At 58.2% G+C, this 19,566-nt stretch carries 19 protein-coding genes; 4 read left to right on the plus strand and 15 right to left on the minus strand.

The window, feature by feature from the left end; translation table 11 throughout:
- Positions 1–328 precede the first annotated feature (328 nt).
- Together fadB and fadA are read left to right on the plus strand one after the other, a co-directional pair.
- Positions 329–2,518, plus strand: a complete 2,190-nt coding sequence (fadB, locus tag HF675_RS22235) for a fatty acid oxidation complex subunit alpha FadB (protein ID WP_187043797.1) — start codon at positions 329–331, stop codon at positions 2,516–2,518.
- Between the two features lie 11 nt (positions 2,519–2,529).
- Complete coding sequence (gene fadA, locus HF675_RS22240) at positions 2,530–3,693, plus strand: acetyl-CoA C-acyltransferase FadA (RefSeq protein ID WP_105229416.1); 1,164 nt, start codon at positions 2,530–2,532, stop codon at positions 3,691–3,693.
- A 149-nt stretch (positions 3,694–3,842) separates the two neighbouring features.
- On the opposite strand, the gene fre is transcribed toward fadA, so the two are convergent.
- Genes fre through pepE form a run of 3 tightly spaced genes read right to left on the minus strand, consistent with a single transcriptional unit; the run spans position 3,843 to position 6,898 of the window.
- The gene (gene fre / locus HF675_RS22245; RefSeq protein ID WP_105229415.1) at positions 3,843–4,544 is read right to left on the minus strand and encodes an NAD(P)H-flavin reductase; all 702 of its coding nucleotides are present in this window, start codon (positions 4,542–4,544) and stop codon (positions 3,843–3,845) included.
- 51 nt (positions 4,545–4,595) lie between these two features.
- The gene (gene ubiD, locus HF675_RS22250; protein ID WP_105229414.1) at positions 4,596–6,116 is read right to left on the minus strand and encodes a 4-hydroxy-3-polyprenylbenzoate decarboxylase; all 1,521 of its coding nucleotides are present in this window, start codon (positions 6,114–6,116) and stop codon (positions 4,596–4,598) included.
- Positions 6,117–6,172: 56 nt separating this feature from the next.
- Positions 6,173–6,898 carry a dipeptidase PepE gene (pepE, locus tag HF675_RS22255; RefSeq protein ID WP_111736247.1) on the minus strand — a complete coding sequence of 242 codons (726 nt, stop codon included), beginning with the start codon at positions 6,896–6,898 and terminating at the stop codon, positions 6,173–6,175.
- 274 nt (positions 6,899–7,172) lie between these two features.
- Between pepE and rfaH the strand changes: the two genes are divergently transcribed.
- A complete protein-coding gene (gene rfaH / locus HF675_RS22260) occupies positions 7,173–7,661 on the plus strand; it encodes a transcription/translation regulatory transformer protein RfaH (protein ID WP_105229412.1) in 489 nt (162 codons plus the stop codon).
- Positions 7,662–7,694: 33 nt separating this feature from the next.
- Here rfaH and hemB read toward each other — a convergent pair whose 3' ends face one another.
- The 12 genes from hemB to udp form a co-directional block, all read right to left on the minus strand.
- The gene (gene hemB / locus HF675_RS22265; RefSeq protein ID WP_105229411.1) at positions 7,695–8,717 is read right to left on the minus strand and encodes a porphobilinogen synthase; all 1,023 of its coding nucleotides are present in this window, start codon (positions 8,715–8,717) and stop codon (positions 7,695–7,697) included.
- A gap of 14 nt (positions 8,718–8,731) precedes the next feature.
- Positions 8,732–9,514 carry a 3'-5' ssDNA/RNA exonuclease TatD gene (gene tatD / locus HF675_RS22270; protein WP_187043798.1) on the minus strand — a complete coding sequence of 261 codons (783 nt, stop codon included), beginning with the start codon at positions 9,512–9,514 and terminating at the stop codon, positions 8,732–8,734.
- A 53-nt stretch (positions 9,515–9,567) separates the two neighbouring features.
- Positions 9,568–10,338 carry a Sec-independent protein translocase subunit TatC gene (gene tatC / locus HF675_RS22275; protein WP_015344202.1) on the minus strand — a complete coding sequence of 257 codons (771 nt, stop codon included), beginning with the start codon at positions 10,336–10,338 and terminating at the stop codon, positions 9,568–9,570.
- 3 nt (positions 10,339–10,341) lie between these two features.
- Complete coding sequence (tatB, locus tag HF675_RS22280; RefSeq protein WP_187043799.1) at positions 10,342–10,860, minus strand: Sec-independent protein translocase protein TatB; 519 nt, start codon at positions 10,858–10,860, stop codon at positions 10,342–10,344.
- Between the two features lie 3 nt (positions 10,861–10,863).
- Positions 10,864–11,127 (minus strand): Sec-independent protein translocase subunit TatA, encoded by a 264-nt coding sequence (tatA, locus tag HF675_RS22285; RefSeq protein WP_111736244.1) that lies wholly within the window; start codon positions 11,125–11,127, stop codon positions 10,864–10,866.
- A 133-nt stretch (positions 11,128–11,260) separates the two neighbouring features.
- Positions 11,261–12,892, minus strand: coding sequence for a ubiquinone biosynthesis regulatory protein kinase UbiB (ubiB, locus tag HF675_RS22290; RefSeq protein WP_105229408.1), 1,632 nt, complete (start codon positions 12,890–12,892; stop codon positions 11,261–11,263).
- Positions 12,889–13,497: an SCP2 domain-containing protein gene (locus tag HF675_RS22295; protein WP_105233187.1), complete on the minus strand. Its 609-nt coding sequence runs from the start codon at positions 13,495–13,497 to the stop codon at positions 12,889–12,891. Before HF675_RS22295 ends, ubiB begins: the two co-directional genes overlap by 4 nt.
- Positions 13,498–13,510: 13 nt before the next feature.
- Entirely contained in the window at positions 13,511–14,266 is a 756-nt protein-coding gene (gene ubiE / locus HF675_RS22300) for a bifunctional demethylmenaquinone methyltransferase/2-methoxy-6-polyprenyl-1,4-benzoquinol methylase UbiE (protein ID WP_105229407.1), read from the minus strand.
- Positions 14,267–14,346: 80 nt separating this feature from the next.
- Positions 14,347–15,882: a DNA recombination protein RmuC gene (rmuC, locus tag HF675_RS22305; protein ID WP_187043800.1), complete on the minus strand. Its 1,536-nt coding sequence runs from the start codon at positions 15,880–15,882 to the stop codon at positions 14,347–14,349.
- A 125-nt stretch (positions 15,883–16,007) separates the two neighbouring features.
- Entirely contained in the window at positions 16,008–16,538 is a 531-nt protein-coding gene (locus HF675_RS22310) for a DedA family protein (protein WP_105229405.1), read from the minus strand.
- Positions 16,539–16,628: 90 nt separating this feature from the next.
- Positions 16,629–17,411 carry a tyrosine-protein phosphatase gene (locus HF675_RS22315; RefSeq protein ID WP_111736242.1) on the minus strand — a complete coding sequence of 261 codons (783 nt, stop codon included), beginning with the start codon at positions 17,409–17,411 and terminating at the stop codon, positions 16,629–16,631.
- A gap of 233 nt (positions 17,412–17,644) precedes the next feature.
- Complete coding sequence (udp, locus tag HF675_RS22320; protein WP_160029031.1) at positions 17,645–18,406, minus strand: uridine phosphorylase; 762 nt, start codon at positions 18,404–18,406, stop codon at positions 17,645–17,647.
- A gap of 274 nt (positions 18,407–18,680) precedes the next feature.
- Here udp and HF675_RS22325 point away from each other — a divergent pair, with 274 nt between their 5' ends.
- Positions 18,681–19,517 (plus strand): dienelactone hydrolase family protein, encoded by an 837-nt coding sequence (locus HF675_RS22325; RefSeq protein ID WP_187043801.1) that lies wholly within the window; start codon positions 18,681–18,683, stop codon positions 19,515–19,517.
- The last annotated feature ends 49 nt before the right edge of the window (positions 19,518–19,566 follow it).

A 19,566-nucleotide genomic window follows, 5' to 3' on the forward strand; every position in this document is an offset into this window, starting at 1 on the left:
CCCTTAGAACGGAATGCGCCATCTTAACACACTGATTACGCACTCCAACCCCGCCCCATCAGGCATGCGAAACACCTCGCAAACTGTTAACGACACAGACCCTATCAAGGCAACCATTGCCACACTGTCCACGCTGATTTGATGTCAACCCGCACCGAACGGCCAAACCACACAAAATATAATCACATTTAATATCAATGAGATAAAGTTATTCGCTGTGATCGGCGCAGCAAAAAATCAATTTCTAATTTGCATATTTTTAACATTAAAACCACACTCACTTTCATCTGGTCATACCAGATCAGAGGCGCTGATTCAGGAGATAGACATGCTCTACCAAGGCGAAACATTACAACTACACTGGCTCGAGAACGGTATCGCCGAGCTGGTGTTTGATGCCCCAGGCTCCGTCAACAAGCTGGATACCCGCACCGTTGCAGCGCTGGGTGAAGCGCTCGACGTACTGGAAAAACAGACCGAGCTGAAAGGGCTGCTGCTGCGTTCCAACAAAAACGCATTTATCGTCGGTGCCGATATCACCGAATTCCTGTCGCTGTTCGCCGCCCCGGCGGAAAAACTGCAACATTGGCTGACTTTCGCCAATTCCATTTTCAACCGCCTGGAAGATTTACCGGTGCCGACCATTGCCGCCATCAACGGCTATGCGCTGGGCGGCGGCTGCGAGTGCGTGTTGGCGACGGACTTCCGCGTCGCGACGCCGGATGCGCGCATCGGCCTGCCGGAAACCAAACTCGGCATTATGCCGGGCTTCGGCGGCTCGGTACGTCTGCCGCGTCTGCTCGGCAACGACAGCGCACTAGAGATCATCGCCGCAGGTAAAGACATCGGCGCCAAAGAAGCGCTGAAAGTCGGCCTGGTCGATGCGATCGTCGCGCCGGAAAAATTGGCGGATGCCGCGCGTCAGATGCTGCAACAAGCCATTGACGGGCGGTTAGACTGGCGCGCCAGTCGTCAGCCGAAGCTGGAGCCGCTGAAGCTCAGCCCGATTGAAGCAGCCATGAGCTTCACTACCGCCAAGGGCATGGTTCTGCAAACGGCCGGCAAACACTATCCGGCGCCAATGACCGCGGTGAAGACGATAGAAGCCGCCGCCGGATTGGGACGCGATGAAGCACTGAAGCTGGAGACCGCCAGCTTTGTGCCGTTGGCGCGTTCCAATGAAGCCCGGGCGTTGGTCGGTATTTTCCTCAACGATCAGTTTGTGAAAGGTCAGGCGAAAAAACTGGCGAAAGATCGCGCCGCGCCGAAGCAGGCCGCAGTGCTGGGCGCCGGTATTATGGGCGGTGGCATCGCCTACCAGTCCGCATTAAAAGGCGTGCCGGTACTGATGAAAGATATCAGTGAAAAATCGCTGACGCTCGGCATGGGCGAAGCCGCCAAGCTGCTGAACAAACAGTTGGAGCGCGGCAAGCTCGACGGCATGAAGATGGCCGGCGTGCTGGCAACCATTCAGCCCACGCTGGACTACGCCGGCATTGAACGCGCTCAGGTGATTGTGGAAGCGGTGGTGGAGAATCCGAAGGTCAAAGCCGCAGTGTTGGCCGAAGTTGAAGGGCTCATCGGCGAAGATACGGTTCTGGCCTCCAATACCTCGACTATTCCGATTAATGAACTGGCAAAATCGCTGCAACGGCCGCAGAACTTCTGCGGTATGCACTTCTTTAACCCGGTGCATCGCATGCCGCTGGTAGAAATCATCCGCGGTGAACGCACCAGCGACGAAACCATCGCCGCCGTGGTGGCCTACGCGTCACGCATGGGGAAAACGCCGATCGTGGTCAACGACTGCCCGGGCTTCTTCGTCAACCGCGTGCTGTTCCCTTACTTTGCTGGCTTCAGCCTGCTGTTGCGGGACGGCGCTGATTTCCGTCAGGTCGATAAAGTGATGGAAAAACAATTCGGCTGGCCAATGGGTCCGGCCTACCTGCTTGACGTGGTCGGCATTGATACTGCACATCACGCCCAGGCCGTGATGGCCGCCGGCTTCCCAGAACGCATGAGCAAGGACTACCGCGATGCGGTCGACGTGATGTTCGACAACCAGCGCTTCGGCCAGAAAAATCAGGTGGGTTTCTACCGCTATAGCCAGGATAACAAAGGCAGACCGCGTAAAGAGAACGACGAACAGACCGATGCGCTGTTAGCGACGGTCAGCCAGCCGCGTCAGAACATCAGCGCCGAGGAAACTATCGCGCGCATGATGATTCCAATGATTAACGAAGTGGTGCGCTGTCTGGAAGAAGGCATCATCGCCAGCCCGGCGGAAGCCGATATGGCACTGGTTTACGGCATCGGCTTCCCGCCGTTCCACGGCGGCGTCTTCCGCTATCTGGATACCATGGGCACGGCACATTACGTTGAAATGGCGCAACGTTACGCACATCTGGGCGAGCTGTATCAGGTTCCGGCCGGCCTGCGCGCCAAAGCCGAACGTAATGAAACCTACTACCCGGTGACGGCGCCAATCGCGGATGTCTCCACGGGCCAACCGGCATGAGGTCATAAAAGATGGAAAACGTAGTTATTGTTGACGCCGTCCGTACGCCGATGGGCCGCTCAAAAGGCGGCGCCTTCCGTCAGGTACGCGCCGAAGATCTGTCCGCCCACCTGATGCGTACGCTGCTCAGTCGCAATCCGGCGCTGGAACCCGGCGCAATTGACGATATTTACTGGGGCTGCGTACAGCAAACGCTGGAGCAAGGTTTTAATGTGGCGCGCAACGCCGCACTACTGGCGGAAATTCCCCATACGGTGCCCGCCGTTACCGTTAACCGCCTGTGCGGTTCCTCCATGCAGGCGCTGCACGACGCCGCTCGCGCCATTATGGTCGGCGATGCGCAGGTCAGCCTGATCGGCGGCGTCGAGCATATGGGCCACGTGCCGATGAACCACGGCATTGATTTTCACCCCGGCCTCAGCCGTTCGGTCGCCAAGGCCGCCGGCATGATGGGGCTGACCGCCGAAATGCTGGCCAAGATGCATAACATCAGCCGTCAGATGCAGGATGAGTTCGCCGCGCGTTCACACCAGCGCGCCTATGCCGCCACCCAGGCCGGGCATTTTAACCAGGAGATCGTCGCCACCACCGGTCACGATGCCGATGGCGTACTGACCCGCTATGATTTTGATGAAGTGATCCGCCCGGAAACCACGGTGGAAACGCTGGCGGCGCTGCGCCCGGCCTTCGACCCGGTGAACGGCACGGTCACCGCCGGCAGCTCCTCCGCCCTGTCAGACGGCGCTTCCGCCATGCTGCTGATGAGCGAATCGCACGCCAAAGCCCTGGGGCTGAAAGCCCGTGCGCGCATCCGCTCTATGGCGGTGGTGGGCTGCGATCCGTCCATCATGGGCTACGGCCCGGTGCCGGCCAGCCGGCTGGCGCTGAAGCGAGCCGGGCTGACCACGCAGGATATCGATCTGTTTGAACTGAACGAAGCCTTCGCCGCACAGTCGCTGCCCTGCATCAAGGATCTGGGGTTGCTGGACAGCCTGGACGACAAAGTGAACCTGAACGGCGGCGCCATTGCGTTGGGTCACCCTTTGGGCTGTTCCGGTTCGCGTATCTCCACCACCCTGCTGAACCTGATGGAACGTCGCGACGCGCAGTTTGGCCTGGCCACCATGTGCATCGGCCTGGGACAAGGCATCGCCACCGTGTTCGAACGCGTATAACACACCCTTTGCCGGCCCGCCGGGTCGGCATCTCAGTTTAGTTGCCGTGCTTCCCGCCTGTCAGGGGCGGGTTTTTTATCACCCTGCTTAACCAGCAAAAAATAGGGCGGCTTGCGCCACCCCATATTACAACCTGTACCGCATCCCGCTTAAATAAACGAGAAGGCATCGCCAAACATGCGCGACGCCTGTGCACCACGTTCCGCGCAGAAGCGCTCGCGGGCAATTTTCGCCATCTCGAAGCGGCCGGCGATATAAATATCGTGCTCGGCCAGCGAACCGTAATCCTGCAGCACCGCGCTCAATACCGTGCCGCTGCGGCCGCGCCATTCAGGTTCCGGCTGTTCTACTACCGGGATCACCTTCAGGTTCGGATGCTGCAACGACAGCGCTTCCAGCTCGCTCAGGTCGTACAGATGCTGTAGCTCACGGCCGCCCCAGTAAATCGCGATATCGCGCTCCGGCTGCTGCTCCAGCGCAGTCAGCAAAATGGATCGTGCGTACGAGAAGCCGGTTCCTCCGGCGATCAGCACCAGCGGACGGCTGCCGTCTTCACGCAGCCAGGCGTCGCCATGCGGTACGTCAACGGTAATCGCCTGCTCTTTCAAAATACGATCCATCACCGCCATGGCGTACAGGTTCAGCTCTGAAGCGCCGATATGCAGCTCAATATATTCCTGCTGCGACGGGGTAGACGCCAATGAGAACGGACGCTTGTCGCGTTCGTCCATCACCACCATCAAATACTGCCCGGCCTTGAATAAAAACGGCGCTTCCGGCACCAAACGTACCCGATAAACGGTATCGGTAATGGCCTCTACAGAGGTCACTTTACAGCTCAATATTGTCATGCGTTCCCTCTGTCGGGTCATCAATGCAAAACTGAGAACAGGGCGCTGACGTTACAGCGTCGGTTCCCTGTCACTGAAGATTGCGAGCTCGTCCCAGATCTCATCGATGCGCGCACGCACCTTTTCATCCATTACGATCGGACGGCCCCACTCGCGCTGGGTTTCCCCCGGCCATTTATTAGTGGCGTCCAGCCCCATCTTCGAACCCAGCCCGGAAACCGGCGAGGCGAAGTCCAGATAGTCAATCGGCGTATTTTCCACCATAACGGTATCCCTTGCCGGATCCATTCGTGTGGTAATTGCCCAAATCACATCATTCCAGTCACGCGCGTTGACGTCGTCATCGCAAACAATCACGAACTTGGTATACATAAACTGACGCAGGAACGACCAAACGCCCATCATCACACGTTTGGCATGACCCGGATACTGCTTCTTCATGGTTACCACTGCCAGGCGGTAGGAGCAGCCTTCCGGCGGCAGGTAGAAGTCGACGATTTCCGGGAACTGTTTTTGCAGAATCGGCACGAACACTTCGTTCAACGCCACGCCCAATACCGCCGGCTCATCAGGCGGACGGCCAGTATAGGTGGAATGGTAAATGGCATCGCGACGCTGCGTCACATGCGTAACGGTGAATACCGGGAAATGGTCGATTTCATTGTAGTAACCGGTGTGGTCGCCATATGGCCCTTCCGGCGCCATTTCGCCCGGCTCAATATAGCCTTCAAGCACGATTTCCGCGCTGGCGGGCACTTCCAGATCGTTGGAAATACATTTGACGACTTCGGTCTTATTGCCACGTAGCAGCCCGGCGAAGGCGTATTCAGAAAGCGTATCCGGCACCGGCGTCACCGCGCCGAGAATGGTGGCCGGGTCGGCCCCCAGCGCGACGGAAACCGGGAAGCGCTCACCGGGGTGCGCCTGACACCACTCCTGAAAGTCCAGCGCGCCGCCGCGGTGCGACAGCCAACGCATAATCACCTTGTTCTTGCCCAATACCTGCTGACGATAAATCCCCAGATTCTGCCGCTCTTTCTCTGGTCCGCGGGTCACGGTCAGCCCCCAGGTAATCAGCGGCGCAGCGTCTTCCGGCCAGCAATGCATCACCGGGATGCGGCCAAGATCGACATCATCACCCTGCCAAACCTGCTCCTGGCACGGTGCTGAACCCAAGACTTTGGTCGGCATGTTCAGCACCTGCTTGAACTTCGGCATCTTGTCGAACAGATCGCGGAAGCCTTTTGGCGGCTCAGGTTCTTTCAGAAACGCCAGCAGTTTGCCCACGTCGCGCAGCGCGCTGACGTCTTCCTGGCCCATGCCCATCGCCACGCGGTTCGCCGTGCCGAACAGGTTGCACAACACCGGCATGTCATAGCCTTTCGGGTTTTCAAACAGCAGCGCCGGGCCGCCCGCACGCAGAGTGCGATCGGCAATTTCCGTCATTTCCAGATAGGGATCGATGGGCTGGCTGATGCGTTTTAGTTCCCCTCTCTTTTCCAGCAATGAGAGGAAATCGCGTAAGTCACGGTATTTCATACTGTTCATTATAACGGCCAGTGAGGCGGGCATTATAAGCCCTCTTCACGGTTGATGCTGCAATTTTGTTAAACAGAGCCGCAGCGCTGTCAGTGGCAATCGAACGGCACCAGCGCCTGCAGCGCCAGCGTATCCTGAAATTCCTGCGTCGCCGTGTTATGGCGGAACAGCTTGTAGCCCTGGCTGCGGGCGCTGACATAACGCAGTGTATTATCACGGACGTGCAGCAAACTGCCCTCTCGCAGCGCGACTACGGATTCGCTCGGATTGACCGCACAGAATTCAGCCAGGCGTTCATCGCGCGTCTCCCCCATATGACCACTGATATGCGCATCGATATAGTGCGGATTAATCTGCAGCGGGAACAACCCTAACGACGGCAATACGACGCTGTTGCGTACCGGCATATCATTGGTGGTGCGAATGCTTGGCGTCGCCACATTACAGCCGGCGCTCCAGCCGACGTACGGCACATTGCGCTCACGCACTGCGCGCTGAATGGGGACGATCAGTCCATTTTCATGCAGCAGCTGATTCAGAAGCCAGCTGTTGCCGCCGCTGACCAGAATGCATTCAGCCTGTTCAACCGCCGCCGCCGGCGATGACGAGTGGTGAATGCTGGCGACAGGAATGCCCAGCGTCTGCGTCAGCTCCTGCGCGCGCTCATCATAATCACTGCGGATCAGCGCGTAAGGAATCAGCAGCGCTGAGGTGAGATGACGACGGGCAACCATCTCCAGCAGTTCTTCTTTGGCGTAGCCCAGCAGCTCCGCTTCCCCGGAAAGCTTACCGTTGCTCAGTAGAAATAGTTCCATTGCTCTCTCTTATCTAAGAAGGATGAATAACATCACATTGGCGCTCGCCGCGCTTTGCCATACTGCTCACGGTAACAAATTTTGCGCCTACAGTTATACCCGGGTGCGGCAGATATGTGTGTGACGGCACATCAAACGCCGCAGGTTAAGTACGATCTACGCCAGCGGCGTTGGTTATATCTGATTAACCCCATTTCACGATTGTGGGGCTTGGCCTAGGTATCCGTAATGGCTTTTGCTATGCTTAACGGCTGACAGAAAGGCATGTGAAATTATGGAATCTTGGTATTTACTCTATTGTAAACGCGGCCAGCTCTTGCGGGCACAGGAACACTTGGAACGACAGGCGGTGGGCTGCTTCAGCCCGGTTATCGCGCTGGAAAAGATTGTGCGCGGCAAGCGCACCACGGTGAACGAACCGCTGTTTCCCAACTACCTGTTTGTGGCGTTCGATCCTGAGCGGATCCACACCACAACCATCAGCGCAACCCGCGGCGTCAGCCATTTTGTCCGCTTCGGTTCGCTGCCAACGATCATTCCACAGACGGTTATCGAAGAACTGCGCACCCATACCAGCGACACCTATGTCGACCCGGAAACGCCGCAGCCGGGCGATACCGTGCTGATTACCGACGGTGTGTTCGAGGGCCTGCAGGCTATCTATACCGAGCCAGACGGCGAGGCGCGCTCCATGCTGCTGCTCAACCTGATTAACAAACAGGTGACGCAAAGCCTGGATAACCGCCAGTTCGAAAAGATGTAAACAAGGCGCCGCAGGGCGCCTTTTTATGCTCTGTCAGCGCTGCATCGCTTCGTCATGCAACCACTGCGCCACGCGCTTGGCGAAATAGGTCAGCACACCATCGGCACCGGCGCGTTTGAAGCACATCAGCGATTCCATAATGGCCGGTTGCTCCTGCAGCCAACCATTCTGGATTGCCGCCATATGCATCGCATACTCACCGGAAACCTGATAGGCGAATGTCGGCACACCAAAGTTATCCTTAACGCGGCGCACCACATCCAGATACGGCATGCCAGGCTTCACCATCACCATATCCGCGCCTTCCTGCAGGTCCTGCGCAATTTCCTGCAGCGCTTCGTCGCTATTGGCCGGATCCATCTGATAGGTTTTTTTGTTGCCGCCTTTCAGATTGCCGCTGGAGCCCAGCGCATCGCGGAACGGGCCGTAATAGCAAGAGGCATATTTGGCAGAGTAGGCCATGATCTGCGTATTGATCAGCCCCTGCTGTTCCAGACTGTCGCGAATGGCGCCGATGCGACCATCCATCATATCGCTCGGGGCGACGATTTCTGCGCCGGCTTCTGCGTGTGACAACGCCTGGCGCACCAAAATCTCTTTGGTGACATCGTTAATCACATAGCCGTCGCTATCAATCACGCCGTCCTGACCGTGTGTGGTATAGGGATCCAGCGCCACATCGGTCAGGATCCCCAACTCAGGCACCGCATCTTTCAGGGCGCGCACCGTACGCTGCACCAGGCCATCCGGGTTATAGGCTTCTTCCGCATGCAAAGATTTCTGCGCGGACTCAATCACCGGAAATAACGAAATCACCGGCACGCCAAGCTTGGCGATGGCTTCCGCCTCTTTGACCAGCAGATCGATAGACATACGCGACACACCCGGCATGGAGCTGACCGCCTCTTGACGTTGGCTGCCTTCCATCACGAAAACCGGATAAATCAAATCGTTAACGCTCAGTTGATTTTCAGCCACCAGGCGGCGGCTGAAATCATGGCGACGCACGCGACGCATGCGACGCCCCGGGAAAGTGCCCGGAAACGCATAGCTCATACTCTTCTCCTGACTCATGCCAACCGGAATAACCGGCGGGCGTTACGATCGGTTTCCTGCGCCAGCCATTGCGCATCTTCCTGACGCCAGGTTGCCACCTGACGGACGATATGGGGCAGAAAACAGGGTTCATTACGACGCGAGGCGGGTTTGGGCTGCAAATCCCGCGGTAACAAATACGGCGCGTCGGTTTCCAGCAGCAACCGGTCAACGGGAATTTTCGGCAACAGCGCGCGCAGCGCCAGGCCGCGACGCTCATCGCACACCCAGCCGGTAATGCCGACGGATAAGCCCAGCGACAGGCAGCCTGCCAGTTCCTCTTCATTGCCGGTGAAACAGTGCACGACGGCGGCCGGCAGCTTATCCAGCCAAGGCTCCAGCAATGCGACAAAACGTGCGTGCGCATCACGGCAGTGTAAAAACACCGGCATCGCCAACTCCGCCGCCAGCGCCAGCTGCGCGCTAAAGGCCGCCTCTTGTTCCTGCGGCGTAGAGAAATTGCGGTTAAAATCTAGCCCGCACTCACCAATAGCCACCACTTCCTCCCTGGCGGCCAATGCGCCTATCTGCTGAGCGACATCGTCGTTCCAGCCGCTGGCCTGATGCGGATGCACGCCCGCAGTGGACCAACAGAAGCCGCGGTAATGCTGCGCCAGCGCGCTGGCCGCCTCACTTTCCGGCAGGTCGGTGCCGGTAATCAGCATCCCCGTGACGCCGGCTTCCCGGGCGCGTTCAACCACCTGAGCGGCATCTTTGGCAAATTGTGAACTGGTCAGGTTAACACCGATATCAAACATGGCTTTTCCAAAACAGAAGCCGCCCATCAGGGCGGCTTGGCGATAACAATAACTCAAGACGTCGGGTGTTCTTCACCCTCATCCTCTTCTTCCGGCTGCGGCCGTCGCTTGCCGACGTAGAAGCGGGCAAAGAAGATGCCGACTTCAAACAGCAGATACATCGGGATAGCCAGCAGCGTCTGCGAGAACACGTCCGGCGGCGTCAGCAGCATCCCCACCACAAAGGCGCCGACCAGCACATAAGGACGCTTCTTCTTCAGGTCTTCCGGCGAGGTGACGCCACTCCAGCACAGCAGAATTATCGCAACCGGTACCTCAAACGCCACGCCAAACGCCATAAACAGCGCCATCACAAAGTCGAGGTAGTTGTTAATATCGGTAGCAATCAATACGCCGGCCGGCGCGGTTTTGGCAAAGAAGCCGAACGCCAGCGGGAACACGATAAAGTAGGCAAACGCCATACCCAGATAGAACAGGACGCTGCTGGAAAATAGCAGCGGCATCATCAGGCGGCGCTCATGCTTATACAGTGCCGGCGCAATAAACGCCCAGACCTGATACAGGATGACCGGCGCCGAAACGAACACCGAGACAATCATTGTCAGTTTAATCGGGGTAAAGAAAGGAGAAGCCACATCGGTGGCTATCATGCTCGCCCCGGCCGGCAACTGCTTGATTAACGGCGCAGAAACCAGCTGATAAATATCATTGGCAAAGAATACCAACGCAATAAAGATCACCAGTACGCTGATGATTGAGTTCAACAGCCGCTTACGTAGTTCGATCAGATGACTGATAAGCGGTTGGGTGTCTTCCACAGCCATGTTTTAACGATCGCCATTAGATGAGTGGGATGCCGGGATGTGGTCCGCAGCAGACGTGACGGGAGCCTTGGCCGCAGACGAGGTCGCTGGCGCTTCCGGCGGCACAGCTTTCGCAATGGCGGCCGGCGCGGCGCTGTTCGCCGCCTCTGCGGTAATGACGTCGTCATGCGCCGCCTCAGGCTCGTCAGTCCGTGGATTATGGATAGTGTTGGCTTCAGCATCAGCACCAGGCTGATACGAACGCTTCAGCGAGTCGGTCGCTTCTTTCAGCTCGTCCATCGACGCCTTCAGCTCCGGCGTCAGATTTTGCAGACCGGCACTTTCCGCTTTCTTCAGGCTGTCCTGCAGTTCCTGCAGCTTCAGCTCCTGAGAGAGTTCATTTTGCACCGATGCCGCCAGAGAACGCAGAGCACGGATCCAGCCCGCAACCGTTCTTACCGCAACCGGCAACCGTTCCGGCCCCAGCACAACCAGACCAATCACCAGTACCAGCAGCAGCTCACTAAACCCAATGTCAAACACGGTTTATACCTGCTCTTTGTTCTTCGACTCTTCAGTTTTCACTTCCGGCTGCTTATCCGCGATAGGCTTGGCCGCAAAGTCAGCATCGTGGCTGGTTTTTTCCGTCGTGTTGGTTGGCGAGGTGTTGTTGTCGTCGCCAATCGCCTTTTTGAAGCCCTTGATCGATGCGCCGAGATCGGAGCCCAGCGTACGGAGCTTATTGGTACCAAACAGCAGCACCACGATCACCGCAATGATCAACAATTGCCAAATACTAATACCGCCCATTCCAATTACCTCTAGATTTACAGGGGTTATTCAACGTTGCCGCATTATACGGCAACTTTTAACCGGGTTACGAGTTCCTCGTCGACTTTTACATTACGCTGACAAGCGTAAACAGGGTCCACGAAAAACAGATTCAGCTCGCGCGCTTCCAGCCCACGATCCAGGCGACGATCCCTCCGGCCATCATCCAGGCCGGCAGTACCTCGATACCGCCCAGCAACAGGATGGAACCGCCTACTAATAGTGTAGCGCCAACGCCGAACAAATACCGCGACTGTCCCTGCCGGACGCGCTGCGCCTGCATCTGATGGGTCAGCTTATCAACGCTTTGTTGCAACAGCTTATGCTGCTGCAAACTATCATAAAATAATTCCGGCAGTTCAGGCAGCTTCTCCGCCCAGAACGGCGCCTTGTCTTTCAGGGCGCGGACAACCGCAGGAATGCCCACTTGATCGCGCAGCCAGCTTTCCAGGAAGGGTTTCGCCGTGGTCCACAGATCCAACTGCGGGTAAAGCTGCCGCCCCAGGCCTTCAACATACAGCAGGGTCTTCTGCAACAGCACCAGCTGCGGCTGCACTTCCATATTGAAACGGCGCGCGGTGTTAAACAAGTTCAACAGCACGTTGCCGAACGAAATTTCCGCCAGCGGCTTTTCAAAAATCGGCTCGCACACGGTGCGGATGGCGAATTCAAAGTCTTCCACGTTGGTATCGCGCGGCACCCAACCGGAATCGACGTGCAGTTCCGCCACCTTGCGGTAGTCGCGGTTGAAGAAGGCGATAAAGTTTTCCGCCAGGTAACGTTTATCGTCTTTGTTCAGCGAGCCGACGATACCGCAGTCAATGCCAATATAGCGGGGATCTTCCGGATGCTCATAGCTGACAAAGATATTGCCCGGATGCATATCGGCATGGAAGAAACTGTCGCGGAACACCTGGGTAAAGAACACCTGCACGCCGCGTTCAGCCAGCAGTTTCATATTGGTGCCCTGCGCTTCCAGCGTCGGGATGTCCGACACCGGTATGCCATAGATACGCTCCATCACCAGCAGGCTCTCGCGGCAGTAATCGGAATAGACTTCCGGCACGTAAAGCATCGGGCTGCCGTCGAAGTTACGCCGCAGCTGAATGGCATTCGCCGCTTCACGCAGCAGGTTCAATTCGTCCAGCAGAGTCTTCTCATACTCGCGCACCACTTCGCGCGGGCGCAGGCGGCGACCGTCCGGCAACAGTTTCGGCACCCAACCGGCCAGGCGATACATCAGGCGCACGTCGGCTTTGATAATCGGCCCGATATCAGGCCGGATCACCTTCAGCACCACTTCCTTGCCGGTGGTTTTCAGGCGGGCGGTATGTACCTGCGCAATCGACGCCGACGCCAAAGGCTGTTGTTCAAAATCGTCAAACCACTCTTCCAGCGGCCCGCCCAGCGCCAATTCGATATGCTTGCGCGCCAGCGCGCCGTCAAACGGCGCTACGCGGTCCTGCAGCAGCGTCAGCTGGTCGGCAATGTGCGGCGGGAACAGATCGCGCCGCGTCGACATCATCTGGCCGAACTTGATCCACACCGGGCCCAGTTCCTGTAATGCCAAACGCAGACGTTCGCCCAGCGGCTGATCCTTGTGTTTGTTCGGCATCCAGAACAGTAAACGCCGGCCAAAACGCAGCGGCAGGGTCAGACGCATTTTAGGGATTAGCTCATCCAGGCCGTAGCTAAGAAAAACGCGAACGATAAAGTACAGGCGGCGTAATTCGCCAGGGGTCATCGCTTACCCTCCAACTTGTCCATGCGGGCCAACAAGGCTTCCAGACTGCGGGTTGCGGCGTCCACTTCTTCGTTGAACCACACCACTTCCAGCGGCCCCGGCGCAACGCGCCACTCTTCGGTCAGCGTTTCCGCCACGTAGCGCTGCTGGCTCTGCAGACCGGACTTCAGCAGACAGGCGCCTTTGCCCATCACCTGCGTAATACCCTGTGCGGCAATATCGCCGATGTAGGGCGCCAGCCACTCTGCCGGATCCCACTCCGCCAAATCCAGCAGCCCGACCAGCTGTTGCACCACCTGAATATCGCCTTCGACAACCAGCTCGCCGCTGCGCATCAACGGCGACAGCTGCTGACGGTCACGCAATTTCAGCAGCACCGGAATACGCGTCTGCACCGTGCAGTCGGCTGCATCTTCGGATTGCCCCAGCACATCGACCCGCTGTTCGCTGAAAATCAGCACCAGCGGCGCAGAAAACTCCTGCAGTTCAATCCGCAGCACCTTGCCGGCCAAACGCTGACGCGCGGCCTTCATGCTGCGATCGCGGAACAGCAGGCTATTAAGCGACGTTTCCAACACGCCGGTCAGCAGCGGGGTTAACAGCATCGGCATGTCCATATCAGAACTTAAAGCCCCGGTGCAGTGCAACAATGCCGCCGGTCAGGTTGAAGTAGCTGACGTTGTCGAAGCCGGCGTTCTGCATCATGCCTTTCAGGGTTTCCTGATCGGGATGCATGCGGATGGATTCCGCCAGATAGCGGTAGCTTTCCGGATCCTTCACCACCAGCTCGCCGATTTTCGGCAGTACATGGAAGGAGTAGGCGTCGTAGGCTTTGCTCAGCGGCGCCAACAGCGGTTTGGAAAACTCCAGCACCAGCAGACGGCCGCCCGGCTTCAGCACGCGGAACATCGAACGCAGCGCCTTGTCTTTATCAGTGACGTTACGCAGGCCGAAAGAGATGGTGATGCAGTCGAAATAGTTATCCGGGAACGGCAGCGCCTCAGCATTGGCCTGCACGTAGTTGATGTTGCCGACAATGCCGCGATCGCGCAGCTTATCACGCCCCATCTTCAGCATGGATTCGTTGATATCCGCCAGCACCACCTGCCCCTGTTCCCCGACCATGCGCGAGAACTTGGCGGCCAGATCGCCGGTGCCGCCGGCCAGATCCAGAACGCGCTGACCGCGGCGCACGCCGCTGCAATCAATGGTAAAACGCTTCCAGACCCGATGAATGCCGAATGACATCAGGTCATTCATTACGTCATATTTGGCCGCTACCGAGTGAAAAACATCGGCCACCATGGCCTGTTTTTCTTCACGTGCTACGGTACGAAAACCGAAATCTGTGGTTTCCTGCGATTGATCTGCCATTGTCTTGCCTGCTATTCAGTCAATTTTGTAGTTGTGGAGTGTACCAGAACCCCACGAAATACCCCACCTCGCCGCAGCGTTCATCCCTGCGACGTCTGGTCGGTAGCATCTTTTGCCTCTGCCTCTGGCAACGCGCCGGCGGCGTCATCGGTTGCCTGTGCGCCTTGCCGATCCTGCTCGCTGGCCTGCTGCGCCAGCTGCGGGTTTATCGGCCGCTTCACCTCAACCCCCAAGGCGCGGAAGCCTTCGGTCTGACCGATAAGATTACCACGGCCTTCGCTGAGTTTGTTCATCGCCTGCCGATAGCTGCCCTGCGCTTTATCCAGACTTTGCCCCAACGCCGACATATCATCAACGAACAGGCGCATTTTGTCGTACAGCCGCGCCGCGCGGTCGGCAATGCGCTGGGCGTTCTGGCTCTGGTGCTCATAGCGCCACAGGTTGGTGATGGTACGTAACGCCACCAGCAGCGTTGTCGGGCTGACCAGCATGATATTGTGCTTCAGCGCTTCGCTGATAAGCTCAGGCTCGCGGTCAATAGCCAGCAAGAACGCCGGCTCTACCGGAATAAACATCAGAACGTAGTCCAGCGAGCGCAGCCCCGGCAGTTGCTGGTAATCCTTCCGTCCCAGCAGCCGGATATGTCCGCGCAGGGAGGCGATATGCTCACTCAGCGCGGCTTCGCGCTCCGCCTCATCTTCGCTGTTGAAGTATCGCTCATAGGCCACCAGCGACATTTTGGCGTCGATCACCACGTCTTTCCCCTGCGGGAGACGTACGATCACATCAGGCTGCATACGGCTCTGATGGTCCAGCCGCACGCTCACCTGTGTTTCATACTCATGCCCTTCCCGCAGGCCGGAGGCCTCGAGTACCCGGCTGAGCACCACCTCGCCCCAGTTGCCCTGAGTTTTGTTATCGCCTTTCAGCGCTTTGGTCAGATTGATCGCCTCACGCGCCATCTGCGCATTCAGCTGCTGCAGATTACGTATCTCGTGAGTCAGGGTGTGGCGCTCCCGCGCTTCCTGGCCAAAGCTGTCCTGTACCTGACGACGGAAGCCGTCCAACTGTTCGCGCAGCGGCAGCAGCAGCCGATCCAGACTCTGCCGGTTCTGTTCATCCACCTTGCGGCCGCTGTGTTCGAAGATGCGGTTGGCCAGATTCTCAAACTGGGTGGTCAGCCGCTGCTCGCTGTTGATCAGCAGCCGCTGTTTCTCTTCGGCCGCCATGCGCGTTTCTTCCAGGCGAATCGTCACCTCGCGCAGCTCGGCCTCCTGCATGCTGTTGACCTCGCGCTGGGCGCGCAGCTCCTGGTTGAGCTGCTCACACTCGCCACGCCAGTGTTCAAGCTGTTGTAGCTTCTCCCGCGCTGCGGCGAACTGCCCGTGCAGATTACGCAGGTCCAAATCGTTTTGCCGCAGCAGCTGCTCCTGCCGCTGCGCCGCCTCCTGGCGCGCCGCAATCTCCTGCTGCGCCTGCTGCAGCGACTGCTCCAGCAAACGCAGTTCCGTTTCGTGATGCGCCTGGTTCTGCTGCTGCCTCAGGTTGGCGATCAACCACCCCAGCAGCATGCCGATGACCACGCCGCCAATACCGTACACCAAGCTGGTATCCACCCTGCCTCCCGTTAACCCGTACCGTCCGGCGCTTCGCGCCCGCTGCCCGTCACGTTAAGGGGAGACTGTATGGATGTCCAGTCAGAATTTTATCTACCGTGCTATTATGCGCAACGCTGCGCAAACTAGGCAAACCACTGACTTAACCATTTGATACCGAACGCCCCCGGCGCAAGAATGCCAAACGCCCAGATCATCGCCGAGGTCAGGTTGGCCAGTTGAAAATAGCGCTGCGGCATGGCGCAGATACCGCCGACCAGCGGCACCACCGCGCGCAGCGGGCCGAAGAAACGGCCGAAGAAAATGCCCAGCACGCCCCAGCGTTCAAAGAACGCATGGCCGCGCACCAGTAATTGCGGATTGCGCGACAGCGGCCACATATGGGCCACGCGATCCTGATAGCGGTAGCCGATCCAATAAGAGAGCCAATCGCCAAAGAATGCGCCGGCCGCCGCCGCCGCCCAGATCGGCCAGAAGGCGATGCCGCTTTCCCCGATCAGCGCGCCCAGCGCCAGCAGGATCACCGTCGCCGGCAGCAGCAGGGAAAGAAACGCCAGCGATTCGCCGAAGGCCAGGAAGAAAATAATCGGAATGGCCCAGCCCTCGTGCTGCCGCACGACGTCGCTGACCCAGTGAATAACGTCGCTGAGACTCAAAGACAGGCTCCTTTACGGCGCTGTGATAGTTAGATCCTATGCTCGCCGGGGCTGATTAAACCCCGGCTAAACGCGGCGGCGATAGCCGCCTCACTCCAGATAGTGCGCCTGCAGAGCGGCACGCTGGCTGGCGCCCAGGCCATACTCCGCCTCCAGCCAGCGGTCGGTGCTGCCGTACTGTTCGCGGATACAGCCCAGCGCCGTCATCAGAAACTCTTCACGGGCGCTCAGCACATAGGCAAACTGCGCCAGCGCAGACTCATTCAGACGTACCGACAGCTGATCCAACATCTGTTCGCGGAAGGCGGCCAGCGTGGTTTCCGTCAGCAGGTAATCTTCCACCACCGTCGCTTCATCCGCTCCCAGCGCGAACAGTACCAACGCAGAGCCGATCCCGGTACGGTCTTTGCCGACCGCACAGTGCTGCACAATGGCCCCTTCCGCCGGGTTGCCGAGCAGGCTCGTCAGCTGCTGATAGGCCGCATTACCAAACGGCAGACGACGATACAGCTCCAGCATAAAAGCACGCGCATCAAACGTCGCCAGCGTCTCGCTGGTGAGTTTTTCCAGGTTGGCGTTCACTTCATTGCTCAGCGGGTTGGCAGGGAAATGGTGGTACTGCGCCCCCTGCCATAAAATATCCGGCTTGGCCTGCACCTCATCGGTATCGCGGTAGTCCAGCACCGAACGCACCGGGACGCCCGCCAGGAACGTACAGTCGTTTTCCGTCAGGCGTTCCAGCGAGCCGGAACGAAACAGCAGGCCGCGCTTGATGCGCCGTCCGTCGGCAGCGCTGTTGCCGCCTAAATCACGAAAGTTGATGCCGCCATCCAGGGGCGCAAGCGAGGGGTGGAGCAGAATTTGGGCGGTCATAGACATCCTCTTGATTATTGTCTGAGAAAGCGCCAACGCAGCGAGTGGACAAAGCGGGCGGACGCTGAAGGTTATACCCTAAATAATTCAAGTTGCGGCAACAGACAAGGGAGTATGACTGAAAAGGCGCAAAACTTTTTACCGCCGGCAGCGCCGCAGCTTACGTACTGATGCAGAATTTAACGCGCAGGAAGGGAGAAACGGGCCGCACGACGGCCCGTAAAAACAGCGGATTACAGCAGGCGACGCGCCGCGTCCACCACGATCTGCACCGCTTTGCTTTCGGTCTGCTTCATGGTTTCCGCGTTCGGGATTTCCTGCTGGGTACGGTTGACGATCACGCCGGCCACCATGCCGGCACGCAGTCCCTGGCTGGCGCACATGGTCAGCAACGTGGCAGATTCCATTTCATAGTTCATTACGCCCATCGCCTGCCACTCCTCCATCGAGCCTTTGAAGCGGCTGACCACGCGGCCGGAATAGGTGTCATAACGCTCCTGTCCCGGGTAGAAGGTGTCAGAAGAGGCGGTAACGCCGATATGGGTCACAGCGCCGTTCTCCTTGGCCGCCTCGACCAGCGCGGTGGTACAGGCGAAATCGGCCACGGCAGGGAACTCCATCGGCGCAAAGTGCAGGCTGGCGCCGTCAAGACGCACCGCCGCGGTGGTCACCAACACGTCGCCGACGTTGATATTCGATTGAATGGCGCCGGTGGTGCCGATACGCAAAAATGTACGAATCCCCAGCTGTGCCAGTTCTTCCACCGCGATGGAGGTCGACGGCCCGCCGATACCGGTGGAACAGACGATCACCGCTTTGCCGTCCAGCTCCGCGCGCCAGGTGGTGAACTCACGATGGGACGCCAGATGCACCGGGTTCTCCATCAGTTTGGCAATTTTTTCTACGCGCTGCGGATCGCCGGGAACAATTGCCAACTGAGCCCCTTGTAAATCGTTTTTGGTGAGGCCGAGATGAAAAACATCAGACTGAGACATACGAGACTCCTCATAAATCAGGATTATTGGGAGGAACAAAAAAGCACTCTACTGAAAATCTTCGCCATTTTTCGTGACTAACGTCACCACAAAGGAAGAAACAGGCAGCGATCGACATATTTTATGTGATTTAAATCACATTAATAACCCCAAAGAGCCATGTTTTCACTGGCTCAAGCATAGCCGACAAACGCCACAAAACGGCGATGACAACCGGCCATCTTGTTATCTATAGTTAATCTTTGCTCCGCTTCTCTCTCGGATGGAGACCGCCATGAAAACCGAACACGCAATGACACTAGAACCGGTACAGGGAAGCTTCGCCCCTGCCGCCGAGCCGTTGGCCGATACGACAATTTACACCGACGATCAGGGCATTCACGCCGGGGAAACCACCATTCCCTCGCAGGGCGATGATCTGCCGGCCTATATTGCCAAGCCGGCTAACCATCAGGGCCCTTTCCCGGTGGTCCTGGTGGTGCAGGAAATTTTCGGCGTCCATCAGCATATTCAGGATCTCTGCCGCCGGCTGGCGAAAGAGGGCTACCTGGCGATTGCGCCGGAGCTGTACTTCCGCCAGGGCGATGCTACCGACTACAGCGAGATCGGCGACCTGCTGCAAAAGCTGGTCAGCAAAGTGCCGGACAATCAGGTGCTGGCCGATCTGGACCACGTCGCCCATTGGGCGACCCGGCACGGCGGCGACGCCAGTAAACTGGCCATCACCGGTTTCTGCTGGGGCGGGCGCATCACCTGGCTGTATGCCGCGCACAACCCGCAGCTCAAGGCTGCGGTGGCCTGGTACGGCAAACTGGTGGGCGAGAAGACGCTGAATTCGCCCAAGCATCCGGTTGATATTGCCAGCCATCTGTCGACCCCGGTGCTGGGGCTGTACGGCGGGCAGGACAGCGGTATTTCACTGGAGAGTGTGGAAAGCATGCGCCAGGCGATCCGCGCCGCCAACGCCGATGCGGAGATCGTAGTCTACCCCGAAGCCGGTCACGCCTTTAACGCGGATTACCGCCCGAGCTATAACGCCGAAGCCGCGCAGGACGGCTGGCAGCGCATGCTGAACTGGTTTGTACAGCACGGCGTGGTCGGGGTGAAGTAAACGGCGTACGGGCTCAGCGCAACGGCTGGGCCCAATCACGACGCCGGCA

Origin of the sequence: Serratia sp. JUb9, assembly GCF_014298095.1 — a bacterium.
In the GTDB taxonomy this organism is placed as follows: Bacteria; Pseudomonadota; Gammaproteobacteria; order Enterobacterales; family Enterobacteriaceae; genus Serratia_B; species Serratia_B rhizosphaerae.